This is a genomic window from Streptomyces sp. NPDC093085, from assembly GCF_040683935.1.
Taxonomy (GTDB): Bacteria; Actinomycetota; Actinomycetes; order Streptomycetales; family Streptomycetaceae; genus Streptomyces.
On the sequence record NZ_JBFBFB010000013.1, the window covers coordinates 107,201 to 126,519 of the forward strand.

General features: G+C 71.5%; 18 protein-coding genes. 15 read left to right on the plus strand and 3 right to left on the minus strand.

Annotated features, from left to right (window positions below):
- Positions 1-16 precede the first annotated feature (16 nt).
- The 3 genes from AB0O07_RS28585 (at position 17) to ccsB (ending at position 3,832) form a co-directional block, all read left to right on the plus strand.
- Positions 17-727, plus strand: a complete 711-nt coding sequence (locus AB0O07_RS28585) for a cytochrome c biogenesis protein CcdA (protein WP_365638732.1) — start codon at positions 17-19, stop codon at positions 725-727.
- A gap of 139 nt (positions 728-866) precedes the next feature.
- Positions 867-2,735 (plus strand): cytochrome c biogenesis protein ResB, encoded by a 1,869-nt coding sequence (locus AB0O07_RS28590; RefSeq protein WP_365638501.1) that lies wholly within the window; start codon positions 867-869, stop codon positions 2,733-2,735.
- A complete protein-coding gene (gene ccsB, locus AB0O07_RS28595; protein ID WP_365638503.1) occupies positions 2,732-3,832 on the plus strand; it encodes a c-type cytochrome biogenesis protein CcsB in 1,101 nt (366 codons plus the stop codon). Before AB0O07_RS28590 ends, ccsB begins: the two co-directional genes overlap by 4 nt.
- 78 nt (positions 3,833-3,910) lie before the next feature.
- Here ccsB and AB0O07_RS28600 read toward each other — a convergent pair whose 3' ends face one another.
- Positions 3,911-4,318, minus strand: coding sequence for a PLD nuclease N-terminal domain-containing protein (locus AB0O07_RS28600; protein WP_365638506.1), 408 nt, complete (start codon positions 4,316-4,318; stop codon positions 3,911-3,913).
- Between the two features lie 192 nt (positions 4,319-4,510).
- Between AB0O07_RS28600 and AB0O07_RS28605 the strand changes: the two genes are divergently transcribed.
- Both AB0O07_RS28605 and mqnP read left to right on the plus strand, forming a co-directional pair.
- Positions 4,511-5,962 (plus strand): menaquinone biosynthesis decarboxylase, encoded by a 1,452-nt coding sequence (locus AB0O07_RS28605; RefSeq protein ID WP_365638508.1) that lies wholly within the window; start codon positions 4,511-4,513, stop codon positions 5,960-5,962.
- 17 nt (positions 5,963-5,979) lie between these two features.
- Positions 5,980-6,885 carry a menaquinone biosynthesis prenyltransferase MqnP gene (gene mqnP, locus AB0O07_RS28610; protein ID WP_365638734.1) on the plus strand — a complete coding sequence of 302 codons (906 nt, stop codon included), beginning with the start codon at positions 5,980-5,982 and terminating at the stop codon, positions 6,883-6,885.
- A 46-nt stretch (positions 6,886-6,931) separates the two neighbouring features.
- On the opposite strand, the gene AB0O07_RS28615 is transcribed toward mqnP, so the two are convergent.
- Positions 6,932-7,468, minus strand: coding sequence for a rhomboid family intramembrane serine protease (locus AB0O07_RS28615; protein WP_365638736.1), 537 nt, complete (start codon positions 7,466-7,468; stop codon positions 6,932-6,934).
- A 274-nt stretch (positions 7,469-7,742) separates the two neighbouring features.
- Here AB0O07_RS28615 and AB0O07_RS28620 point away from each other — a divergent pair, with 274 nt between their 5' ends.
- From AB0O07_RS28620 to AB0O07_RS28645, 6 genes are all read left to right on the plus strand, one after another.
- Positions 7,743-8,456 carry a UbiX family flavin prenyltransferase gene (locus tag AB0O07_RS28620; protein WP_365638510.1) on the plus strand — a complete coding sequence of 238 codons (714 nt, stop codon included), beginning with the start codon at positions 7,743-7,745 and terminating at the stop codon, positions 8,454-8,456.
- A gap of 59 nt (positions 8,457-8,515) precedes the next feature.
- Complete coding sequence (locus AB0O07_RS28625; RefSeq protein WP_365638512.1) at positions 8,516-8,968, plus strand: Lrp/AsnC family transcriptional regulator; 453 nt, start codon at positions 8,516-8,518, stop codon at positions 8,966-8,968.
- A gap of 144 nt (positions 8,969-9,112) precedes the next feature.
- Positions 9,113-10,291 carry an aminofutalosine synthase MqnE gene (gene mqnE / locus AB0O07_RS28630; RefSeq protein ID WP_365638515.1) on the plus strand — a complete coding sequence of 393 codons (1,179 nt, stop codon included), beginning with the start codon at positions 9,113-9,115 and terminating at the stop codon, positions 10,289-10,291.
- 71 nt (positions 10,292-10,362) lie between these two features.
- Entirely contained in the window at positions 10,363-10,893 is a 531-nt protein-coding gene (locus AB0O07_RS28635; RefSeq protein WP_365638517.1) for a GNAT family N-acetyltransferase, read from the plus strand.
- Positions 10,894-11,022: 129 nt separating this feature from the next.
- Positions 11,023-11,310, plus strand: a complete 288-nt coding sequence (locus AB0O07_RS28640) for a DUF4229 domain-containing protein (protein ID WP_365638519.1) — start codon at positions 11,023-11,025, stop codon at positions 11,308-11,310.
- 240 nt (positions 11,311-11,550) lie between these two features.
- Positions 11,551-13,629, plus strand: coding sequence for an AMP-dependent synthetase/ligase (locus AB0O07_RS28645; RefSeq protein ID WP_365638738.1), 2,079 nt, complete (start codon positions 11,551-11,553; stop codon positions 13,627-13,629).
- Between the two features lie 299 nt (positions 13,630-13,928).
- On the opposite strand, the gene AB0O07_RS28650 is transcribed toward AB0O07_RS28645, so the two are convergent.
- The gene (locus tag AB0O07_RS28650; RefSeq protein WP_329821845.1) at positions 13,929-14,132 is read right to left on the minus strand and encodes a cold-shock protein; all 204 of its coding nucleotides are present in this window, start codon (positions 14,130-14,132) and stop codon (positions 13,929-13,931) included.
- A gap of 265 nt (positions 14,133-14,397) precedes the next feature.
- Here AB0O07_RS28650 and AB0O07_RS28655 point away from each other — a divergent pair, with 265 nt between their 5' ends.
- From AB0O07_RS28655 to AB0O07_RS28670, 4 genes are all read left to right on the plus strand, one after another.
- On the plus strand, positions 14,398-15,459 hold the full coding sequence (locus AB0O07_RS28655) for a menaquinone biosynthesis protein (RefSeq protein ID WP_365638521.1): 1,062 nt from the start codon (positions 14,398-14,400) through the stop codon (positions 15,457-15,459).
- Between the two features lie 82 nt (positions 15,460-15,541).
- Positions 15,542-17,521 carry a serine/threonine-protein kinase gene (locus AB0O07_RS28660; RefSeq protein WP_365638523.1) on the plus strand — a complete coding sequence of 660 codons (1,980 nt, stop codon included), beginning with the start codon at positions 15,542-15,544 and terminating at the stop codon, positions 17,519-17,521.
- Positions 17,522-17,601: 80 nt separating this feature from the next.
- Complete coding sequence (gene mqnC / locus AB0O07_RS28665; RefSeq protein WP_365638525.1) at positions 17,602-18,801, plus strand: cyclic dehypoxanthinyl futalosine synthase; 1,200 nt, start codon at positions 17,602-17,604, stop codon at positions 18,799-18,801.
- 49 nt (positions 18,802-18,850) lie between these two features.
- On the plus strand, positions 18,851-19,303 hold the full coding sequence (locus AB0O07_RS28670; protein ID WP_365638526.1) for a hypothetical protein: 453 nt from the start codon (positions 18,851-18,853) through the stop codon (positions 19,301-19,303).
- Positions 19,304-19,319 lie beyond the last annotated feature (16 nt).

Genomic DNA, 19,319 nt, shown 5'->3' on the forward strand with positions numbered 1-19,319 from the left:
CGTCCTCGGCGGCGCGCTGCTGATCGCCCTGCCGATCGCGCTCCTCGCGGGCCTGGTCTCCTTCTTCTCCCCGTGCGTGCTGCCCCTCGTGCCGGGGTACCTCTCGTACGTCACCGGGGTCAGCGGCACCGACCTGGCGGACGCCCGGCGCGGCCGGATGGTCGCCGGGGCCTCCCTCTTCGTCGTCGGCTTCACCGCCGTCTTCGTCTCGGGCGGCGCCCTCTTCGGCTACTTCGGCCAGACGCTCCAGGAGTACCGGGACATCCTGGCCAAGGTGCTCGGCGTGCTCATGGTCCTCATGGGCCTCTTCTTCATGGGGCTGATGCCCTGGCTCACCCAGCGCGAATTCCGTATCCACCAGCGCCCGGTGACCGGCCTCACCGGCGCCCCGCTGCTGGGCGCGCTCTTCGGGATCGGCTGGACGCCCTGTCTCGGTCCTACGCTCTCCTCCGTCAACGCGCTGGCGTTCCAGGAGGCGAGCGCGGGGCGCGGGGCGATCCTGACCGTCGCGTACTGCTTCGGCCTCGGCGTCCCGTTCGTGCTCGGCGCGGTGGCCTTCCGCAGGGCGCTGGGCGCCTTCGCCTGGATCAAGCGCCACTACGCGTGGGTGATGCGGATCGGCGGCGGCATGATGATCGTCACCGGTCTGCTGCTGCTGACCGGCGTGTGGGACGGCATCGTGCAGGCCACGCAGACCTGGTCCAACAGCTTCACGGTGGGGATCTAGTGCCATGAGCAAGCCCCCGAGGAGCACGCCACCGACGAGCGAGTCCCCGACGAGCGAGTCCCCGACGAACGGGTCCCCGGCGAGCGAGTCACCGACGGACAAGGCGTCCACAACCAAGGCGTCCACGAGCGGAAGTGCGATGAGCGACACGGACACCACCGGCCCCGGCACGGGAACGCCCCCGGCCACCCCGGCCCCGGAAGGGGACGCCCCGGACACCCCGGCCGCCCCGGACACCCCCGAGCCCCCGGACCAGGACGCGGCCGACGCCTCCCGGCTCTCCACCGCGCCCCGCGAGGAGCGCGACGAGGCCCCGCTCGGCGGCCCCGCCCTCGGGATCATCGGCTGGATCCGCTGGTTCTGGCGCCAGCTCACCTCCATGCGCGTCGCGCTGATCCTGCTCTTCCTGCTCTCCCTCGGCGCCATCCCCGGCTCCCTGATCCCGCAGGCCAGCGTCGACGAACTCAAGGTCCAGGACTTCAAGGCGCGGCACGAGACGCTCACGCCCGTCTTCGAGAAGCTCCAGTTCTTCCACGTCTACAGCTCGGTGTGGTTCTCCGCGATCTACATCCTGCTCTTCATCTCCCTCATCGGCTGCATCGTCCCGCGCACCTGGCAGTTCGTCGGCCAACTGCGGAGCCGCCCGCCGGCCGCCCCCAAGCGCCTCACCCGCCTTCCCGCGTACACCACCTGGCGCACGGCGGCCGAGCCGGAGGACGTACGCGCCGCCGCGCTCGCGATCCTGAAGAAGCGCCGCTTCCGCGTCCACACCGCCGGGGACGCGGTCGCCGCCGAGAAGGGGTATCTGCGCGAGGCCGGGAACCTGGTCTTCCACCTCTCCCTGATCGTGCTGCTGCTCGCCTTCGCCGTCGGCACCCTCTACAAGTCCGAGGGCGGCAAGCTGATCGTCGAGGGCGACGGCTTCGCCAACACCCTCACCCAGTACGACGACTTCAGGTCCGGCTCGCTCTTCGACGCGGACGACCTGGAGCCCTTCCACTTCCGGCTCGACAAGTTCACCGGTACGTACGAGCGGAGCGGCCCCCAGCTCGGCACGCCCCGTACGTACCAGGCGGACGTCCACTACACCGAGGGCGCCGGCGGGAAGGAGCGCTCGAAGGTCATCAAGGTCAACGAGCCGCTGGTGGTCGGCGGTACGAAGGTCTTCCTGAACGGCCACGGGTACGCGCCCGTCGTCACCGTCAGGGACGGCCGCGGCGCGGTGGTCTTCCAGGGCGCGGTGCCGCTGCTGCCCATCGACAACAACGTCTCCTCCACGGGCGCCATCAAGGTGATGGACGGCTACCGCGACAAGAACGGCAAGAAGGAACAGCTCGGCTTCGCCGCGTTCTTCGTGCCCACCTACGGCGGCGGCGAGGGCGGCGCCAACAGGATGTTCTCGCGCTTCCCCGCGCTCGACTTCCCGGTGCTCAACGTGGGCGCGTACCACGGGAGCCTCGGCGTCGACGCGGGCGTGCCGCAGAACGTGTACCAGCTCGACACCCGGAAGATGAAGCCCTTCAAGGACGCCAAGGGCGATGTCCTGAAGAAGACCCTGCTGCCGGGCGAGAAGCTGGACCTGCCGGACGGCGCCGGCTCGATCACCTTCGAGAAGGAGGTCAAGGAGTGGGCGACCTTCCAGATCGCCCAGCAGCCCGGCAACGGCTGGGCGCTCACCGGCGCGATCGCCGCCATCGCGGGGCTCGCCGCCTCGCTCTTCATCCAGCGGCGCCGGGTCTGGGTCCGCGCCGTGCGGGGCGCCGACGGCGTCACCGTCGTCGAGATGGCGGGCCTCGGCCGCAGTGAGTCCGCCAGACTCCCGGAGGAACTGGCCGACCTGGCCGGCACCCTCCACGCCGAGGCACCCACCGCACCCGAGCGCGAGCCAAAAACCGAGCCCGAGCCCGAGCCCGAAACCGAGTCCGAGCACGAGTCCGGCCCCGCGCCCGCAGCAGAGACCGCAGACACCGCACAGACCGCAGAGACTGTCGAAGGGGCTGAGAAGTGAATCTCGCCGCCGCAGCAACCAACGAAAGCCTGGCGCAGACCAGCAACGTCCTGATCTATTCGGCCATGGCCGTCTACATGCTGGCCTTCTTCGCCCATATCGCGGAGTGGCTCCTCGGCAGCCGCAGCAAGGTGGCCCGTACGGCCGCCGCGCTCACCGGCGACGCCCGGGGCGCCAAGGGCACCGTCCCGGCACCGGCCCAGGCCGAGTCCGGCGGGACGGGCCGCGCCACGGCCGTCCTGGAACGCCCGAAGATCGTCACGCGCTCCGCCTCCGGCGCCCGCGACCTCCCGGACGGCCCCGGCGCGGCCGGCGGCGACGAACAGGGCGATCTGTACGGCCGGATCGCCGTCTCCCTCACCGTGCTCGCCTGGGCCGTCGAGGCGGCCGGGGTGGTCACCCGCGCGCTCTCCGTGCAGCGGGCGCCGTGGGGCAACATGTACGAGTTCAACATCACCTTCTCCACGGTCGCGGTCGGCGTCTATCTCGGCCTCCTGCTGACGAAGCGGAACGTCCGTTGGCTCGGACTGCCGCTGATCACCACGGTCCTGCTCGACCTCGGCCTCGCGGTGACCGTCCTCTACACCGCCAGCGACCAGCTCGTGCCCGCCCTGCACTCGTACTGGCTCTGGATCCATGTCTCCACCGCGATCTTCTGCGGCGCGGTCTTCTACGTCGGCGGGGTCGCCACCCTGCTCTACCTCTTCCGCGAGCGGTACGAGGCCAAGCTGATCGCCGGGGTCAAGCCGGGCGCCTTCGCCACCTCCGTGATGGAGCGGCTGCCCGCATCGGCGACGCTCGACAAGTTCGGCTACCGGGTGAACGCCGCCGTCTTCCCGCTCTGGACCTTCACGATCATCGCGGGCGCGATCTGGGCGGGCGACGCCTGGGGCCGCTACTGGGGCTGGGACCCCAAGGAGGTCTGGTCCTTCATCACCTGGGTCGCGTACGCCGCCTACCTGCACGCCCGCGCCACCGCCGGCTGGAAGGGCCGCAAGGCCGCCTATCTGGCCCTGATCGCCTTCGGCTGCTGGCTCTTCAACTACTACGGCGTCAACATCTTCGTCACCGGTAAGCACTCCTACGCCGGCGTCTGACCTCTCCCGGCCCCCGTCGCCCGGCGCCCCGCACGGAACTCCCCGAGCGGGGCGCCGCCGCCATCGGTCAGCAGCGGTTCAGGACGCGGGCGGCGTGTCGTCGGCGCCGCCGCCCTTCTCACGCCGCTTCATCTCCTCCTCGCGGCGCCGCAGGTCCGCCTCCCACTTCTCCAGATGGCCGGCGGCGTCGTCCTTGATCTCCGGGGCGGCCTCCGGGGCCGGCCGCCCGTCCTTCGGCTCCTTGAGCGACTTCAGGAACTCCGGGTTGTCATCGGGCGCCACCCAGCTCGCGCCCCGCCCCGGCATGGTGCGCTCGCGTCCCACGATCAGCCACGAAATCGAGCCGACCAGCGGGAAGAGCAGCACGAGGATGGCCCATATGGGCTTCGGGAGATACTTGATCTCCTGCTCCTCGGTCGTGATGCAGTCGATGAACGCGTAGATGCTGAGAGCCAGCGGCACCAGAATCATCAGCACCCGAAGCATGAAGCTCCCCCTGGAAGTGGAGTTCGGAACCGGATCGCGGCCCCCTGTGACTGTCCCAGGGTACCGAGTACGCACCGGGCCACTACCGGCCTGTGGACAACTCGGCGTCGCCCCGCGGCGAACAGCTCAGGACCGCGCGGTGACGGGATGCCCCGGGCCGGGCGCGGCAGGGGGAGTGACACACTGGACCGCATGGCTTATGACGATCTTCGCTCGTTTCTCAGGGCGCTGGAGCGCGACGGCGACCTCAAGCGGATCAAGGTCGAGGTCGACCCGTATCTGGAAGTCGGGGAGATCGTCGACCGGGTGAACAAGGCCGGCGGGCCCGCGCTGCTCTTCGAGAACGTGCGCGGCTCCGCCATGCCGCTGGCCATGAACGTGTACGGGACGGACCGGCGGCTCCTCAAGGCGCTCGGGCTCACCTCGTACAGCGACATCAGCGACAAGATCGGCGGGCTCCTCAAGCCCGAACTGCCGCAGGGCTTCATCGGGGTGCGCGAGGCGTTCGGCAAGCTCGGCTCCGTCGCCCATGTACCGCCGAAGAAGATCAAGCACGCGCCCGTCCAGGAGGTCGTCCTCACCGGCGACGAGGTCGACCTCGACCAACTGCCCGCGCTCTTCACCTGGCCCCACGACGGCGGCTCCTTCTTCAACCTCGGGCTGACCCACACCAAGCACCCCGAGACCGGCATCCGCAACCTCGGCCTCTACCGGCTCCAGCGCCACGACCGGCGCACCATCGGGATGCACTGGCAGATCCACAAGGACAGCCGCAACCACTACCAGGTGGCCGCCCGGCGCGGCGAACGCCTCCCCGTCGCCATCGCGTTCGGCTGCCCGCCCGCCGTGACCTACGCGTCCACCGCGCCGCTCCCCGGCGACATCGACGAATACCTGTTCGCCGGGTTCGTGCAGGGGCGGCGGATCGAGATGGTCGACTGCAAGACCGTGCCGCTCCAGGTCCCCGCCCACGCCGAGGTCGTCATCGAGGGGTGGCTGGAGCCCGGGAAGACGCTGCCCGAGGGCCCGTTCGGGGACCACACCGGCTTCTACACCCCGCAGGAGGAGTTCCCCGCGCTCACCATCGACTGTGTGACGATGCGGGAGCGCCCGCTGCTCCAGTCGATCGTGGTCGGGCGGCCGCCGACCGAGGACGGACCACTGGGCCGCGCGACGGAACGGTTCTTCCTGCCGCTGCTGAAGATCATCGTGCCGGACATCGTCGACTACCACCTGCCCGAGTCGGGCGGCTTCCACAACTGCGCGATCGTCTCGATCGACAAGAAGTATCCCAAGCACGCCCAGAAGGTCATGCACGCCATCTGGGGCGCCCACATGATGTCGCTGACCAAGCTCATCGTGGTCGTGGACGCCGACTGCGACGTCCACGACCTCCACGAGGTCTCCTGGCGGGCGCTGGGCAACACCGACTACGCGCGCGACCTCACCGTCGTCGAGGGCCCGGTCGACCATCTCGACCACTCCTCCTACCAGCAGTTCTGGGGCGGCAAGGCGGGCATCGACGCGACCCGCAAACTCCCCGAGGAGGGGTACACGCGGGACGGCGGCTGGCCGGAGATGGTCGCGTCCGACCCGGCCACCGCACAGCAGGTGACCCGGCGCTGGAAGGAGTACGGACTGTGAGCGGCGAGGCGGTTCCGATGGAGGGCGGCATGGCGCCGCTGCCCTCGCGCGGCCGGGTGGCGGCCTTCCTCCGCCTGGTGATGATCGAACACTCGGTGTTCGCGCTGCCCTTCGCGTACATCGCCACGCTCACCGCGATGTTCCAGCTCGACGGGGCCGTCCACTGGGGCACCCTGCTGCTGGTCACCCTCGCCATGGTCGGGCTCCGTACGTTCGCGATGGCGTGCAACCGGATCATCGACCGCGAGATCGACGCCCGCAATCCGCGCACCGCCGGGCGCGAACTGGTCACCGGCGCCGTCTCCGTGCGCTCCGCGTGGACCGGCGCGCTGATCGCCCTCGCCGTCTTCCTCGGCGCCGCCGCCGCGCTCAACCCGCTCTGCCTGGCGCTCGCCCCGGTCGCCGTGATCCCGATGGTCGTCTATCCGTACGGGAAGCGGTTCACCCACTACCCGCACGCCATCCTCGGCCTCGCGCAGGCCATCGGCCCGGTCGGCGCCTGGCTCGCCGTCACCGGGAGCTGGTCCTGGGACGCGGTGATCCTCGGCCTCGCCGTCGGGATCTGGATCGGCGGCTTCGACCTGATCTTCGCCTGCCAGGACGTCCAGGCGGACCGCGCGCACGGCGTGCTCTCCGTCCCCGCCCGCTTCGGCATCCCCGCCGCGCTGTACGGGGCGCGCGCCTCGCACGCCGTGACGACGGCGCTGCTGGTCTGGTACGCCCTGGCCACCGGCGCCGGGGCGTTCTTCTGGGCCGGGCTCGTGATCGTCGTCGGCGCGTTCCTGTACGAGCACACCATCGTCCGCCCGCACGACCTCTCCCGCCTGAACCGGGCGTTCTTCTCGGTCAACGGCTTCATCGGGATAGCGCTCTTCGTCTGCGCCGTCCTCGACCTGGCGGTACGGGGCCTCGCCTTCGTCTAGTGCCGCGACGGGGCAAAGCTTGCCGGGAGGGGCACTGGCCCGTCCGTCAACCCATCCGTTCGTTGTGGGGTGCCGGCTTGCGGAACAGGAACGCCGCCAGCACCCCGGCTATCAGCCCGAAGAGATGGCCCTGCCAGCTCACCGCCGGGTTGGACGGCAGGACGCCCCAGAGCGCCGAGCCGTAGACCGCGAGCACCAGGAGGCCGACGACCATGTCGACCGCGCTGTGGTCCACGAACCCGCGGATCAGCAGATAGCCGAGGAGCCCGAAGATCACCCCCGAGGCGCCCGCCGTGACCGAGTGCTCGGGCGCCGTCAGCCAGACGCCGAGGCCGCCCACGACCATGATGGTGAGGACCACGGCGGCGAACCTCCGCAGCCCGTTCAGCGCGGCGAGGAAGCCGAGCACCAGCAGCGGCACGGTGTTCGACGCCAGATGGTCGAAGCCGTGGTGGAGGAAGGCCATCGGGATGATGTCGCGCAGCTCGCCGACGTCCCGGGGGCTCAGCCCGTACGTGGTGAGCGCGCCCGTCGCGGTGTTGAACACCTCCAGCACCCACAGCAGCGCCACCCAGCCGCCCATCAGCAGGATGGCGGGCTTCACGCGGTCGCCCCGGGTGCGGTAGGGCGACGGAGTCGGTCGGATGGGCGAGTACGGCATCGCGGCCCCCCTGTGGTCCACGCCGGTCCAACGGATCAGGCAACGCATCGAGCGGTGCATCGGGTAACACAACAGCAGTGCGACGGGCAGCGCAGCCGGCCTCGTGCGGCCTCGGGCATGCGGCAAGCCCCGTACGGAGAACGTCCGGGACCCGGCCCCCGGTTCCTGACCGGGCCCGCCGGATAGGCTCGGTTCCGTGAAGCCCGGCTCCCCTTCCCCCCAGCACGGCCCCCAGCGGGGCAGACGGCCCTGGCTCGTCGGCGTCTCCGGCGCCTCGGGTACCCCGTACGCCGCCGCCGTGCTCCGTGGTCTGCTCGCCGCGGGCGAGAGCGTCGACCTCGTCGTCAGCCGGGCGGCGCGGCTCACCCTGCTCGACGAGACGGGGCTCGCCTTCCGTGACGCGCACGCGCCGGACGACCTGGCCGGGTGGCTGGCGCGGGGCGCTGACGGCAAACCGGACACGTTCACCGGGGAGCCCGGCGACCTGGCGGACGTACGGTACTGGGCCCCCGGGGACCTCGCCGCGGGGCCCTCCTCCGGCTCGTACCGTACGAAGGGGATGCTGATCGTCCCGGCCTCCACGGCGTGCGTGGCCGGGGTGGCGCTCGGGCTCTCCAAGGACCTGCTCCAGCGGGCGGCGAGCGTCACCCTCAAGGAGCGGCGCCCGCTGGTCGTCGCCGTCCGCGAGACCCCGCTGAACGGGCAGACCCTGGCCCATCTGGTGACCCTCGACCGGGCGGGCGCCGTGGTGCTCCCCGCCTCCCCGGCCTTCTACGCGGGGGCCACACACATCCAGGACCTGGTCGACTTCGTCGCCGGGCGGGTGCTGGACGCGGCCGGAGTGGATCATGGCCTATACCGAAGGTGGACAGGGGAGCTGGGCGGCGGGTCGCAGGAAACCAGCTCTTGATGCCTTAGATTCTTTCTAGATCTTTGCGGGATTACTGAATAATGGAAGGTTTCAGGCATATGGACGCCGTGGACAGGCAGCTCATCCAGGCCCTCCGGGAGAACGGCAGGGCGTCGTACGCCGAGCTGGGCCGCCTCGTCGGGCTCTCCGGCCCCAGCGTCACCGACCGCATCAACCGCCTCGAAGCGGCGGGCGTCATCACCGGCTACCGCGCCACCGTCGACTCCGCCTCGCTCGGCCTCGGGGTCACCGCGCTGATCGGGATCTCGCTCTCCGACGCCGCCGACCACGAGGACGTGGCGCGCCGGATGCGGGACCTCGGGGAGATCGAGGACTGCTGGTTCATCGCGGGCGACGACTCGTTCATGCTCAAGGTGCGCGCGAGCGACGTCGACGGGCTGGAGCGGACCATCAGGCGGCTGAGCGGCACCAAGGGCGTCTCCCGGACCCGTACGACCATCGTTCTCTCCACGAAGTGGGAGAACCGGGTGGGCGAACTCCCCGAGGACTGACGGGACCGGGGAGCGGGGGGCAAGGAGCAGGGACCGGGGGCGGGGGCGGGGCGCGGAGGGCCGCCTCCGGGATTGTCGGTGCGGGGGCGTAGGCTCGTCTGACCGATTTGGCAGACGTTCGGCAGAGGTAGGGGAGGCGGCCTGATGACCGCATCTGTCCACGACGCGGGTTTCCGGCGCGAGCTGGAGGCCAAGGTCCTGGCCGGGGAGCGGCTGTCCCGTGAGGACGGCATCGCCCTGTACGACTCGGACGACCTCGCCTGGCTCGGCGGGCTCGCCCACGAGGTGCGGACCCGTAAGAACGGCGACGTGGTCCACTTCAACGTCAACCGGCACCTCAACATGACGAACGTGTGCACCGCGTCCTGCGCGTACTGCTCGTTCCAGCGGAAGCCGGGCGAGAAGGACGCGTACACCATGCGCATCGAGGAGGCCGTCCGCCTCGCCAAGGCGATGGAGAACGAGAGCCTCACCGAGCTGCACATCGTCAACGGCCTCCACCCGAACCTCCCGTGGCGCTACTACCCGCGCTCGCTCAGCGCGCTGAAGGAGGCCCTCCCCGAGGTCTCCCTCAAGGCGTTCACCGCCACCGAGATCCACCACTTCGAGACGATCTCCGGGCTCTCCGCCTCCGAGATCCTGGACGAGCTGATCGAGGCCGGCCTGGAGTCGCTGACCGGCGGCGGCGCCGAGATCTTCGACTGGGAGGTCCGCCAGCACATCGTCGACCACCGCACCCACTGGGAGGACTGGTCGCGCATCCACCGCCTCGCGCACGAGAAGGGGCTCAAGACCCCGTGCACGATGCTGTACGGGCACATCGAGGAGCCCCGCCACCGCGTGGACCACGTGCTGCGTTTGCGTGAGCTCCAGGACGAGACGGGCGGCTTCCAGGTCTTCATCCCGCTGCGCTACCAGCACGACTTCGTGGACATGAAGGACGGCAAGGTCCGCAACCGGCTCCAGGCGCGGACGACGATGGCGACCGGCGCCGAGGCGCTGAAGACCTTCGCGGTCTCCCGGCTGCTCTTCGACAACGTCCCGCACGTCAAGGTCTTCTGGGTGATGCACGGCGTGCAGACGGCGCAGCTCGCGCTCCAGCACGGCGCGGACGACATGGACGGCTCGGTCGTCGAGTACAAGATCACCCACGACGCCGACAACTACGGCACGCCCAGCAAGCTCGGCCGGGACGACCTGCTCGACCTCATCCGCGACGCGGGCTTCCGCCCGGTGGAGCGCAACACGCGGTACGAGATCATCCGCGAGTACCCGGGCCCGGACCCGGACCGCCGCGAGTCGCCGCAGGCGATGCGGGTCTGACCCCAGCCAGTACGACGGCACGACGGCACGACGGCACGACAGCACGGCAGCAAGAAAGCACGAGGAAGACCGTGGCGCTCATATTCGAGCTGGACCCGGCGGTGGACGGCGCGCTGCGCGACGGCGTCCTCGCGCTGTGGACGGACGTCACCAACGCGGGCGGCGCGGTCGGCTTCGTACCGCCGGTGACGGCCGATGACATCCGCCCCGAGCTGGTCAAGCACCTCGCGGCGATGGCCGAGGGGCGCACCCGGCTGCTGGTCGGGTACGACGAGGAGGGCGCCGTCGCCGCGGCGGCCTTCCTCACCCTCAACACCCACCGCCTGATGCGCCACTGGCTCTGGCTCTACACGGTGATGGTCCACCCCCGCCACCAGGGCAAGGGGTACGGCCGCGATCTGATGGCCGCGGCGGCCGACAGCGCCCGCACCATCGAGGGCATCGAGGCGATCCGGCTCTCCTGCCGGGGCGGCCTGGGCGTCGACGCGTTCTACGCGGCGTGCGGCTACAAGGAGGTCGGACGGGTCCCCGACGCGATCCGGGTCGCCCCGGGCGACGACCGCGACGACATCACCCTGCTGCTCCCGCTGGAACCGCGCTGACGGGCGCGTGCTTCACTGGTGCTTCACTGTTCACGCGCTTCGTACGCTTTTCGCCCGCGGAGCCGCCCCCGGAGCCGCCCGCGGATCCGGCCACCGCATTCGCCCACAGAAGAGGAAGGGAGGCCCGCTGTGAGAACAGGCGCCACGCTCCGCTACACCGCGATGCGGCTGGGTATCTTCGTCGCGAGCTTCGCCGTCGTCGCCGGACTCGTCCAGATCGGCGTGCTGCCCAAGGGGCTCGGCGACTCGAACTTCCTGTGGGTGGTGGTGCTCGCGATCGTCGTCTCGGCGCCCCTCAGCTTCGTCCTCCTGCGCAAGCAGCGCGAAGCGATGTCCGAGCAGATCGTGGAGAAGGTCGACGGAGCCAAGGCCCGCCTGGAGGCCGCCCGCGCCCAAGAGGACGGCGGCGGCCGGTAGTTGTGTGAGGAAACCGCCGGGCGGGTGTGCCGGTGGCGTGCAGATCGGCGGGCTCGGGGCTCCGGGGTCTGCGGGCGCCCGTAACTTGAATATGCAAAGAGGTTACTGAACGGCGGTCCTCGGACGCGTCCGGGCGGCGCACGCGCCGTCAGTACTGCGAGGACGAGCGAGGAGCCCGCCGTGTCCGAGTCCGAAGCCCTGCCGTCCGCCGTCGCCCCGTACGGGGCCGGAGCGCCCGGAGTGTCCGGAACGCCCGGAGCGCACGCGGAAGCCGTGGAGCTGGTCCGGGAGGACGGGGTGGTGCGGGAGGCGTACGTACCGCCGCTCGCCCCGGCCGTACGGCGCGGCTCGCTCGCCCAGATCCCGTTCGACAACGCCCGCGAGGCGCCGGACGCCGTGGTCATCAGCCGGAAGCCGGCCGAGCCGACGGACGCGCGGGCGGCGGCGCGGGGCCCCCGGCGCGGACACGGGCCCGGCGGCGGGTGGCAGGACATCACCGCCGCCGCCTTCGCCGCCGATGTGCTCGCCGTCGCCAAGGGGCTGATCGCGGAGGGGCTGCGCCCCGGGGACCGGCTCGCCATCATGTCCCGTACGACCTACGAGTGGACCCTCCTCGACTTCGCGGCCTGGGCCGCCGGGCTGGTCACCGTCCCCATCTACCCGACCTCCTCCGCCTTCCAGGTCCGCTGGATCCTCCAGGACTCGGCCGCCGCCGCCTGCGTCGTCGAGGACGGCGTCCAGGCCCGGCTGATCGGCCAGGAGCGGGACCGGCTCCCCGGGCTCGGGCCGGTGTGGACGGTCGAGCGGGGCGCGGTCGACGCCCTCCGCGCGGCCGGCCGGGAGATCCCGGACGACGAGGTCACCGTACGGCGCGCGGCGCTCGGCCCCGGCTCCGTCGCGACCATCGGCTATACGTCGGGGACCACGGGGCGCCCCAAGGGGTGCGTGCTCACCCACGGCAACTTCTTCGCCGAGACCGACAACGCCATCGAACTCCTCCACCCCGTCTTCAAGGCACCGGGGCAGCAGGCGTACGCCCCGCCCCAGGAGGCCGGCGCGGCGGCGGCCACCCCCGCCACCTCCGCCGCCCCCGCCACCGACGACTCCGGAGGGCTCTCCACCCTCCTCTTCCTGCCGCTCTCGCACATCTTCGGGCGGATGGTCTCCATCGCCTGCCTGCGCGCCCGGGTACGGCTCGGCCACGCGCCCTCCATCAGGACCGAGGAGCTGCTCGCGGACCTCGCGGCCTTTCGGCCGACCTTCCTCCTCGCCATCCCGTACGTCCTGGAGAAGGTCTACAACACCGGCCGCGCCACCGCCGAGCGCAAGGGCCGCGGCGCCTCCTTCGACCGGGCCGCGCGGGTCGCCCAGGCGTACGGGGGCGCGGTCGAGGCGGCGGGGCGCGGCGCGGGCCCCGGCCCTTCCTTCGGGCTCCGGGCGCTGCGGGCGCTGTACGAGCCGCTGGTGTACCGGCGGATCCGGGCGGCCCTGGGCGGCCGGGTCACGTACGTCATCTGCGGCGGCTCCCCGCTGGGGCGGCGGCTCGCGGCGTTCTACTCGGGCGCCGGGGTGGTCACCTTCGAGGGGTACGGCCTGACGGAGACCACCGCCGCCTCCACCGTCACCCCGCCGCTCCGGCCCCGCTTCGGCACGGTCGGCCGGCCGCTGCCGGGCACCGCCGTACGGATCGCGGACGACGGGGAGATCCTGGTGCGCGGCGGCCAGCTCTTCGCGGGGTACTGGGACGCCGAGCGCGGCGAGGCCGTCCGGACGCTGGTGCCGGGGCTGGTACCGGTACCGGGGCCTGTCGCCGTCCCGGGCCCCGGCTCGGCGGACGGCTGGTACGCCACCGGAGACCTGGGGGCGCTGGACGAGGACGGCTATCTGACGATCACCGGGCGGAAGAAGGACGTCCTCATCACGTCCAGCGGCAAGAACATCGTCCCGGCCCCGCTGGAGGAGTGGCTGCGCGCGCATCCGCTGGTCAGCCACTGTCTGGTGGTCGGCGACAACCGGCCGTACGCCGCCGCCCTGATCACCCTGGATCCGGAGGGCCTGGCGCACTGGCGGCAGATGCGGAGCAAGCAGGACGTCCCGCCCGCCGCCCTCGTCCACGACAAGGACCTGCGCGCCTCGCTCCAGCGGGCCGTGAACGAGGCGAACCGGCTGGTCTCGCGTGCCGAATCGATCCGCCGCTTCCGTGTGCTCGCGGAGGACTTCACGGAGGGGAAGGGCCATCTGACCCCCACCCTGAAGCTCCGGCGGGCGGCGATCGCCGAGGACTTCGCGGCCGAGATCGACGAACTGTATGCGGAGTGACACGAAGTGATCGGACCGGCGATCTTGTATACGGCGCGCGCTGTCCCGCTGAATCCCCGGAGAACTTCGGACAAATTTGGGGAATTTTAAGAATCAGATAAGAGATAAATAAGAACAGGGGCGTAGGGGGAGCGTTAAGGGGTGTTAGGGGAGTGAGGGAGGGGCAGGAGGGAGTGGGGGAGGAGTAGAGGGGGCGGAAAGGCAGGAGCCCCGTCTCCGCTCACCCGACCGAGTGAGAGAAGCGAGGCTCCTTGGGTACTGCGTTCAAGATGTCCGCGAGAGAGCGCCGGACCCCTTACTTAAGAAGGGGTGACGTTCTCCGCCTGCGGGCCCTTCGGGCCCTGAGTGACGTCGAAGGTCACTACCTGGTTCTCCTCAAGGGCACGGAAGCCGCTTGCGTTGATCGCGGAGTAGTGGACGAAGACATCCGGGCCGCCGCCGTCCTGGGCGATGAAGCCGAAGCCCTTTTCAGCGTTGAACCACTTGACGGTTCCGGTAGCCATAAGCCCTCCTTGGGCCAAAGGGTTGCCCTGCTCCAGAACCTGCAAAGAAGTCTGAAAACTACAAAAGCCTGCGGGTCACATGCTCCGCAGGCTCTGTACTGCAAGGGAAACCAAACTGCAACTTGCGGCGAGCCTAGCACGCACCATGTGTGCAGCGGTAGAGGGAAAGATCACTTCACCCGGACGTTTGTATAAGGCCCTGACGCGCTGACGCGTCGAGGCCCCCGGAGCGCTTCCTGGTACGGCACAGGTCTAGCCTCGCGCTGTGGACAGTGACAGCGCAGAGGAAATGTCAGCGGCGGCGACGGCGGTAGCGGCGGAAGCCCCGGAAGCGGCGGCGGCGGTGCCGGGGGCGGCCCCGGACGCGCCCCGCGCGCCAGGTCGTACGGCGGCCCCGGGCGGCGCGGGCAGCGCGGCGGGCGACGGCGACGGCGCCGGCACCACCGGACAGGAGCCCGGGGCAGGGGCCGGGGCCGGGCACTCCGCGCGCCCCGTCCGGCCGCGCGTCGGCCATATCCAGTTCCTGAACTGCCTGCCCCTCTATTGGGGCCTCGCCAGGACCGGCACCCTTCTCGATCTGGAACTGACCAAGGACACCCCGGAGAAGCTCAGCGAACGACTGGTCCGCGGCGAGCTGGATATCGCCCCGGTCACCCTCGTCGAATTCCTCCGCCACGCCGACGATCTCGTCGCCTTCCCCGATCTCGCGGTCGGCTGCGACGGCCCCGTCATGTCCTGCGTGATCGTCTCCCAGGTGCCGCTGGACCAGCTCGACGGGGCCAGGGTCGCCCTGGGCTCCACCTCCCGTACCTCCGTACGCCTCGCCCAGCTCCTGCTGAGCGACGAGTACGGCGTACGGCCCGACTACTTCACGTGCCCGCCCGACCTCGGCCTGATGATGCAGGAGGCCGAGGCCGCCGTCCTCATCGGCGACGCCGCCCTGCGCGCCTCGCTCCACGACGCGCCCCGGCTCGGCCTCCAGGTCCACGACCTGGGCCGGATGTGGAAGGAGTGGACGGGGCTGCCGTTCGTCTTCGCGGTCTGGGCGGCGCGCAAGGAGTATCTGGCCCGCGAGCCCGAGGTCGTCCACGAGGTGCACCGGACCTTCCTGGCCTCCCGCGACCTCTCCCTGGTGGAGGTCGCCACGGTCGCCAAGCAGGCCGCGCGCTGGGAGGCGTTCGACGCGGAGCTGCTGGAGCGGTACTTCACGACGCTCGACTTCCGCTTCGGCCCCGACCAGCTCGCCGGGGTCGCCGAGTTCGCGCGCCGGGTCGGTCCCACGACCGGGTTCCCCGCCGATGTCCCTGTGGAGCTCCTCAACTCCTAGGCTGCTCCCGGAAGCCGTAGCGGGGTAAGCGTGGCCGTACCGCGCCCGTACCGCGGTCGTACTGGGGAGAAGAGGACGGGGCATGCAGCCGCTCGACACCGGAGATCCGTCGGCCATCGGCCCGTACCGGTTGCTGGGGCGGCTGGGCGCCGGTGGGATGGGCCGGGTCTATCTCGGGCGCTCGGCGGGTGGCCGTACGGTCGCGGTCAAGGCCGTCCACCCGCACTTCGCGACGGACGAGGAGTTCCGGGCCCGCTTCCGGCGCGAGGTGGCCGCGGTGCGCCGGGTCGGCACCGGGCCCGGCGGGCTGCGCTGGACCGCGCCCGTTCTCGACGCCGACCCGGAGGCGGAGGTTCCGTGGGTGGTGACCGCGTATGTGGCGGGCCCCTCGCTGACCCGGGCCGTCGCGGACCAGGGCCCGCTGCCCGAGCGGACCGTACGGGCGCTCGGCGCGGGTCTCGCGGAGGCGCTGACGGCGGTGCACGCCCTCGGCCTGGTGCACCGGGACGTCAAGCCGTCGAACGTGCTCCTCGCCCTCGACGGCCCGCGCCTGATCGACTTCGGCATCGCCCGCGCCACCGACGGCACCTCCTCGCTCACCTCCACGGGCGTCTCGGTCGGCTCGCCGGGATATATGGCGCCGGAGCAGATCCTCGGCAGGGGGCCGGTGGACGGGGCGGCCGACGTCTTCTCGATGGGCTCGGTGCTGACGTACGCGGCGACGGGCGCGAGCCCCTTCCCCGGCGACTCGTCGGCCTCCCTGCTCTACAAGGTGGTCCACGAGGAGCCCGAACTCGACGGGCTGAGCGGTGAGTTGCGGGAGATCGTGGTGAGCTGCCTGGCCAAGGACCCGGCGGCCCGCCCGGCCCCGGCCGAGGCGGCCCGGCTGCTCGCCGCCGACGGGGCGGGCGCGGGCGCGCTGGTCGCGGCGGGGTGGCTGCCGGGGCCCCTGGTGGAGGAGGTCAGCCGGTCCGTCGTACGCCTGCTGGACCTGGACACGGCGGGGGCGCCCGCCACGCCCCCGCCGTTCGCGCCGTCGTTCCCCGAGGCGCCCGCGCCCGGCGGACCCGCCACGCCGCCCTCCGTACCGGTCCCCGCGCCGTTCCCGCCCGACGCGCCCAGCGGTCCGGTGCCGTTCAGCAGCGCCTCGCTCGGCGGCGGGGCACCCCTGGGGGTGTTCGGGCCGCCCGTACCGCCGCCGGGGGCGCCCATACCCCCGGCCCTGTCACCGGAGCAGGACCCGGAGCGTCCAGGACGGCCCCGGCTCTTCTCGGTCTCCGCCGACGTGCACACGTACACCGCCACCGCCTCGGACCCCGGCGGCGGCTCCGGTACGGGCGCCGGTACGGGCGTCGCGACCACCGGCGCCGGTGGTACGGGGACCCCGGGCGTCCCGGGCGCGGTCCCCGGCGCCCCCGGTACCGCTCCCGCCCCCGGCCCCGGGCAGCGGCCCGCCCGGCGGCGGGGATGCACCGTCGCGCTCGCCGTGACCGTCGCCGTGGCCTTCGCGGGGTTCGCCGTGCAGACCTTCGGCCCGGACTTCTTCGGCGGCGGAACCAACGACAGCGCCGACGGGGACACCGGGGCGGAGCGCCCCTCCGGGACCACCCCCGCCACCCGCGAGCCCACGGACAGCCTCCCGGGCGGCTCCGAGGGCGGGGCGCCGAGCGGCTCGGCGAGCGCGTCGGCCGGGGAGCTGCCCGCCTCCTTCGTGGGCACCTGGAGCGGCCCGGTGACCGAGCGGAGCGGGCTGCCGCACGGCACGTTCACCGCCGCGTTCAGCGCGGGCGCGAAGGGCGAGGACGTCGTCCGTACGACGACCCGGATCACCGTCCTCGGCACCACCGTGGAGTGCTTCGGCATCGGCAAGCTGGTCTCCGCCAAGGGCGATCTGGTGGAGATCGAGGAGCGTACGGACGACAGCCGGCGCTCCAGCGGGAACCTGTGCACGACGGGCGGCGTGGCCGGGCTGACCTTCAAGCGCACCTCCGCCACCACCCTCGACTACGCCTCCGACGAGGAGGCCGCCGGCACCCCCAAGGGCACCCTCACCAAGCGGTGACCGGCACCCTCACCCGGCGCTGAACGGGACTGGCGTAGGCTGAATCGGTCGTGACACCCCCTTGGGAAGGACCCGCCCCGGTGACCGAGAAGGCCGACCTCACGTCCGTTCTGGCCCGTGCCGCCGCCGGTGGGCGCATCACCCCCGAGGAGGCCCTCGACCTCTACCGCTCCGCGCCGCTGCACGCGCTGGGCGCCGCCGCCGACGCCGTACGCCGCCGCCGGTACGCCGGTACGGAGCACATCGCGACGTACATCATCGAACGGAACATCAACTACACCAACGTGTGCGTGACGGCCTGCAAGTTCTGCGCCTTCTACGCCGCGCCCAAGGACACCGCCAAGGGGTGGAGCCGCGACCTCGACGACATCCTGCGCCGCTGCGCGGAGACCGTCGAACTCGGCGGTACGCAGATCATGTTCCAGGGCGGCCACCACCCGGATTACGGCGTCGAGTACTACGAGAAGCACTTCGCCGCGATCAAGGAGGCGTACCCGCAGCTCGTGATCCACTCGCTCGGCGCCTCCGAGGTCGAGCACATGGCCCGGATCTCGAAGGTCCCCGTCGAGGAGGCCATCGCGCGGATCCACGCCGCCGGTCTCGACTCCTTCGCCGGCGCGGGCGCCGAACTGCTGCCCGCACGGCCCCGCACGGCGATCGCGCCGCTCAAGGAGTCCGGCGAGCGGTGGCTGGAGATCATGGAGATCGCCCACGGGCTCGGCGTCGAGTCCACGTCCACCATGCTCATGGGCACCGGCGAGACCAACGCCGAGCGCATCGAGCACCTGCGCATGATCAGGGACACGCAGGACCGGACGGGCGGCTTCCGCGCGTTCATCCCGTACACCTACCAGCCCGAGAACAACCACCTGAAGGGCCGGACGCAGGCCACCCTCTTCGAGTACCTGCGGATGATCGCGATCGCCCGGATCTTCCTCGACAACGTCGCGCACATCCAGGGCTCCTGGCTGACCACCGGCAAGGAGGTCGGCCAGCTCTCGCTGCACTACGGCGCGGACGACCTCGGCTCGATCATGCTGGAGGAGAACGTGGTCTCCTCGGCCGGCGCGAAGCACCGCTCCAACCGGCTGGAGATCATCGACCTCATCCGCAAGGCGGGCCGGGTCCCCGCGCAGCGCGCGACGACGTACGAGCACCTCGTCGTCCACGACGACCCGGCGAACGACCCGGTCGACGAGCGGGTCGCCTCGCATATCTCGTCGACGGCGATCGAGGGCGGCACGGCCCACCCCGAGCTGAAGCTCATCGCCACCAACTGACGCGGCTGACGCGACTGACGTGGTCCGTACGGTACTTGTGAGGCGCTGAGTGGAGACCCTGCACATGGCCGACGTGCTCCGTTACGCGTGGGACGACGACGAGGGTGTCCCGGACGGCGCGGTGGTGGTCGGCCGGGACCGGATCCTCGCCGCCGGGCCCGCCGAGGAGCTGCGGGAACGGTTCCCCGGCGCGCGGGTACGGCGCTGGTCCGGCACGCTCGGCCCCGGGCGCGTCCACGAAGGCCCCCTGCCCGCAGCCCCGAGCCCGAGGGAACGTATCCACGCCGTCCTCAAACTGGGCGCGGTCGCGGTACTCGACACGTACGCGGCGGAGGACCCGGCCCTGCGCGAGGCCGCCGCCCGCGTCGGCGTCACCGTCCTGCCGGGCCCCCTCCGTCCCGTACTCACCGCGTCGGGCCGCGCGGACCTCGCCGTCCTCGACGCGGACGGCCGCTGCGTGGCGACGGTCTGCGCGGGCCGCCTGGTCCACCGGCGCGCCTGATTCCGTACGTACGGCA

Bases quoted from the DNA above. Each gene is read 5' to 3' on its own strand.
- AB0O07_RS28650 (WP_329821845.1), bottom strand. From the start codon at position 14,132: ATGGCTACCGGAACCGTCAAGTGGTTCAACGCTGAAAAGGGCTTCGGC.
- AB0O07_RS28625 (WP_365638512.1), top strand. From the start codon at position 8,516: ATGGACGCCGTGGACAGGCAGCTCATCCAGGCCCTCCGGGAGAACGGC.
- AB0O07_RS28600 (WP_365638506.1), bottom strand. From the start codon at position 4,318: ATGCTTCGGGTGCTGATGATTCTGGTGCCGCTGGCTCTCAGCATCTAC.
- mqnP (WP_365638734.1), top strand. From the start codon at position 5,980: ATGGAGGGCGGCATGGCGCCGCTGCCCTCGCGCGGCCGGGTGGCGGCC.
- mqnE (WP_365638515.1), top strand. From the start codon at position 9,113: ATGACCGCATCTGTCCACGACGCGGGTTTCCGGCGCGAGCTGGAGGCC.
- AB0O07_RS28660 (WP_365638523.1), top strand. From the start codon at position 15,542: ATGCAGCCGCTCGACACCGGAGATCCGTCGGCCATCGGCCCGTACCGG.
- AB0O07_RS28590 (WP_365638501.1), top strand. From the start codon at position 867: ATGAGCGACACGGACACCACCGGCCCCGGCACGGGAACGCCCCCGGCC.
- AB0O07_RS28615 (WP_365638736.1), bottom strand. From the start codon at position 7,468: ATGGGCGGCTGGGTGGCGCTGCTGTGGGTGCTGGAGGTGTTCAACACC.
- AB0O07_RS28605 (WP_365638508.1), top strand. From the start codon at position 4,511: ATGGCTTATGACGATCTTCGCTCGTTTCTCAGGGCGCTGGAGCGCGAC.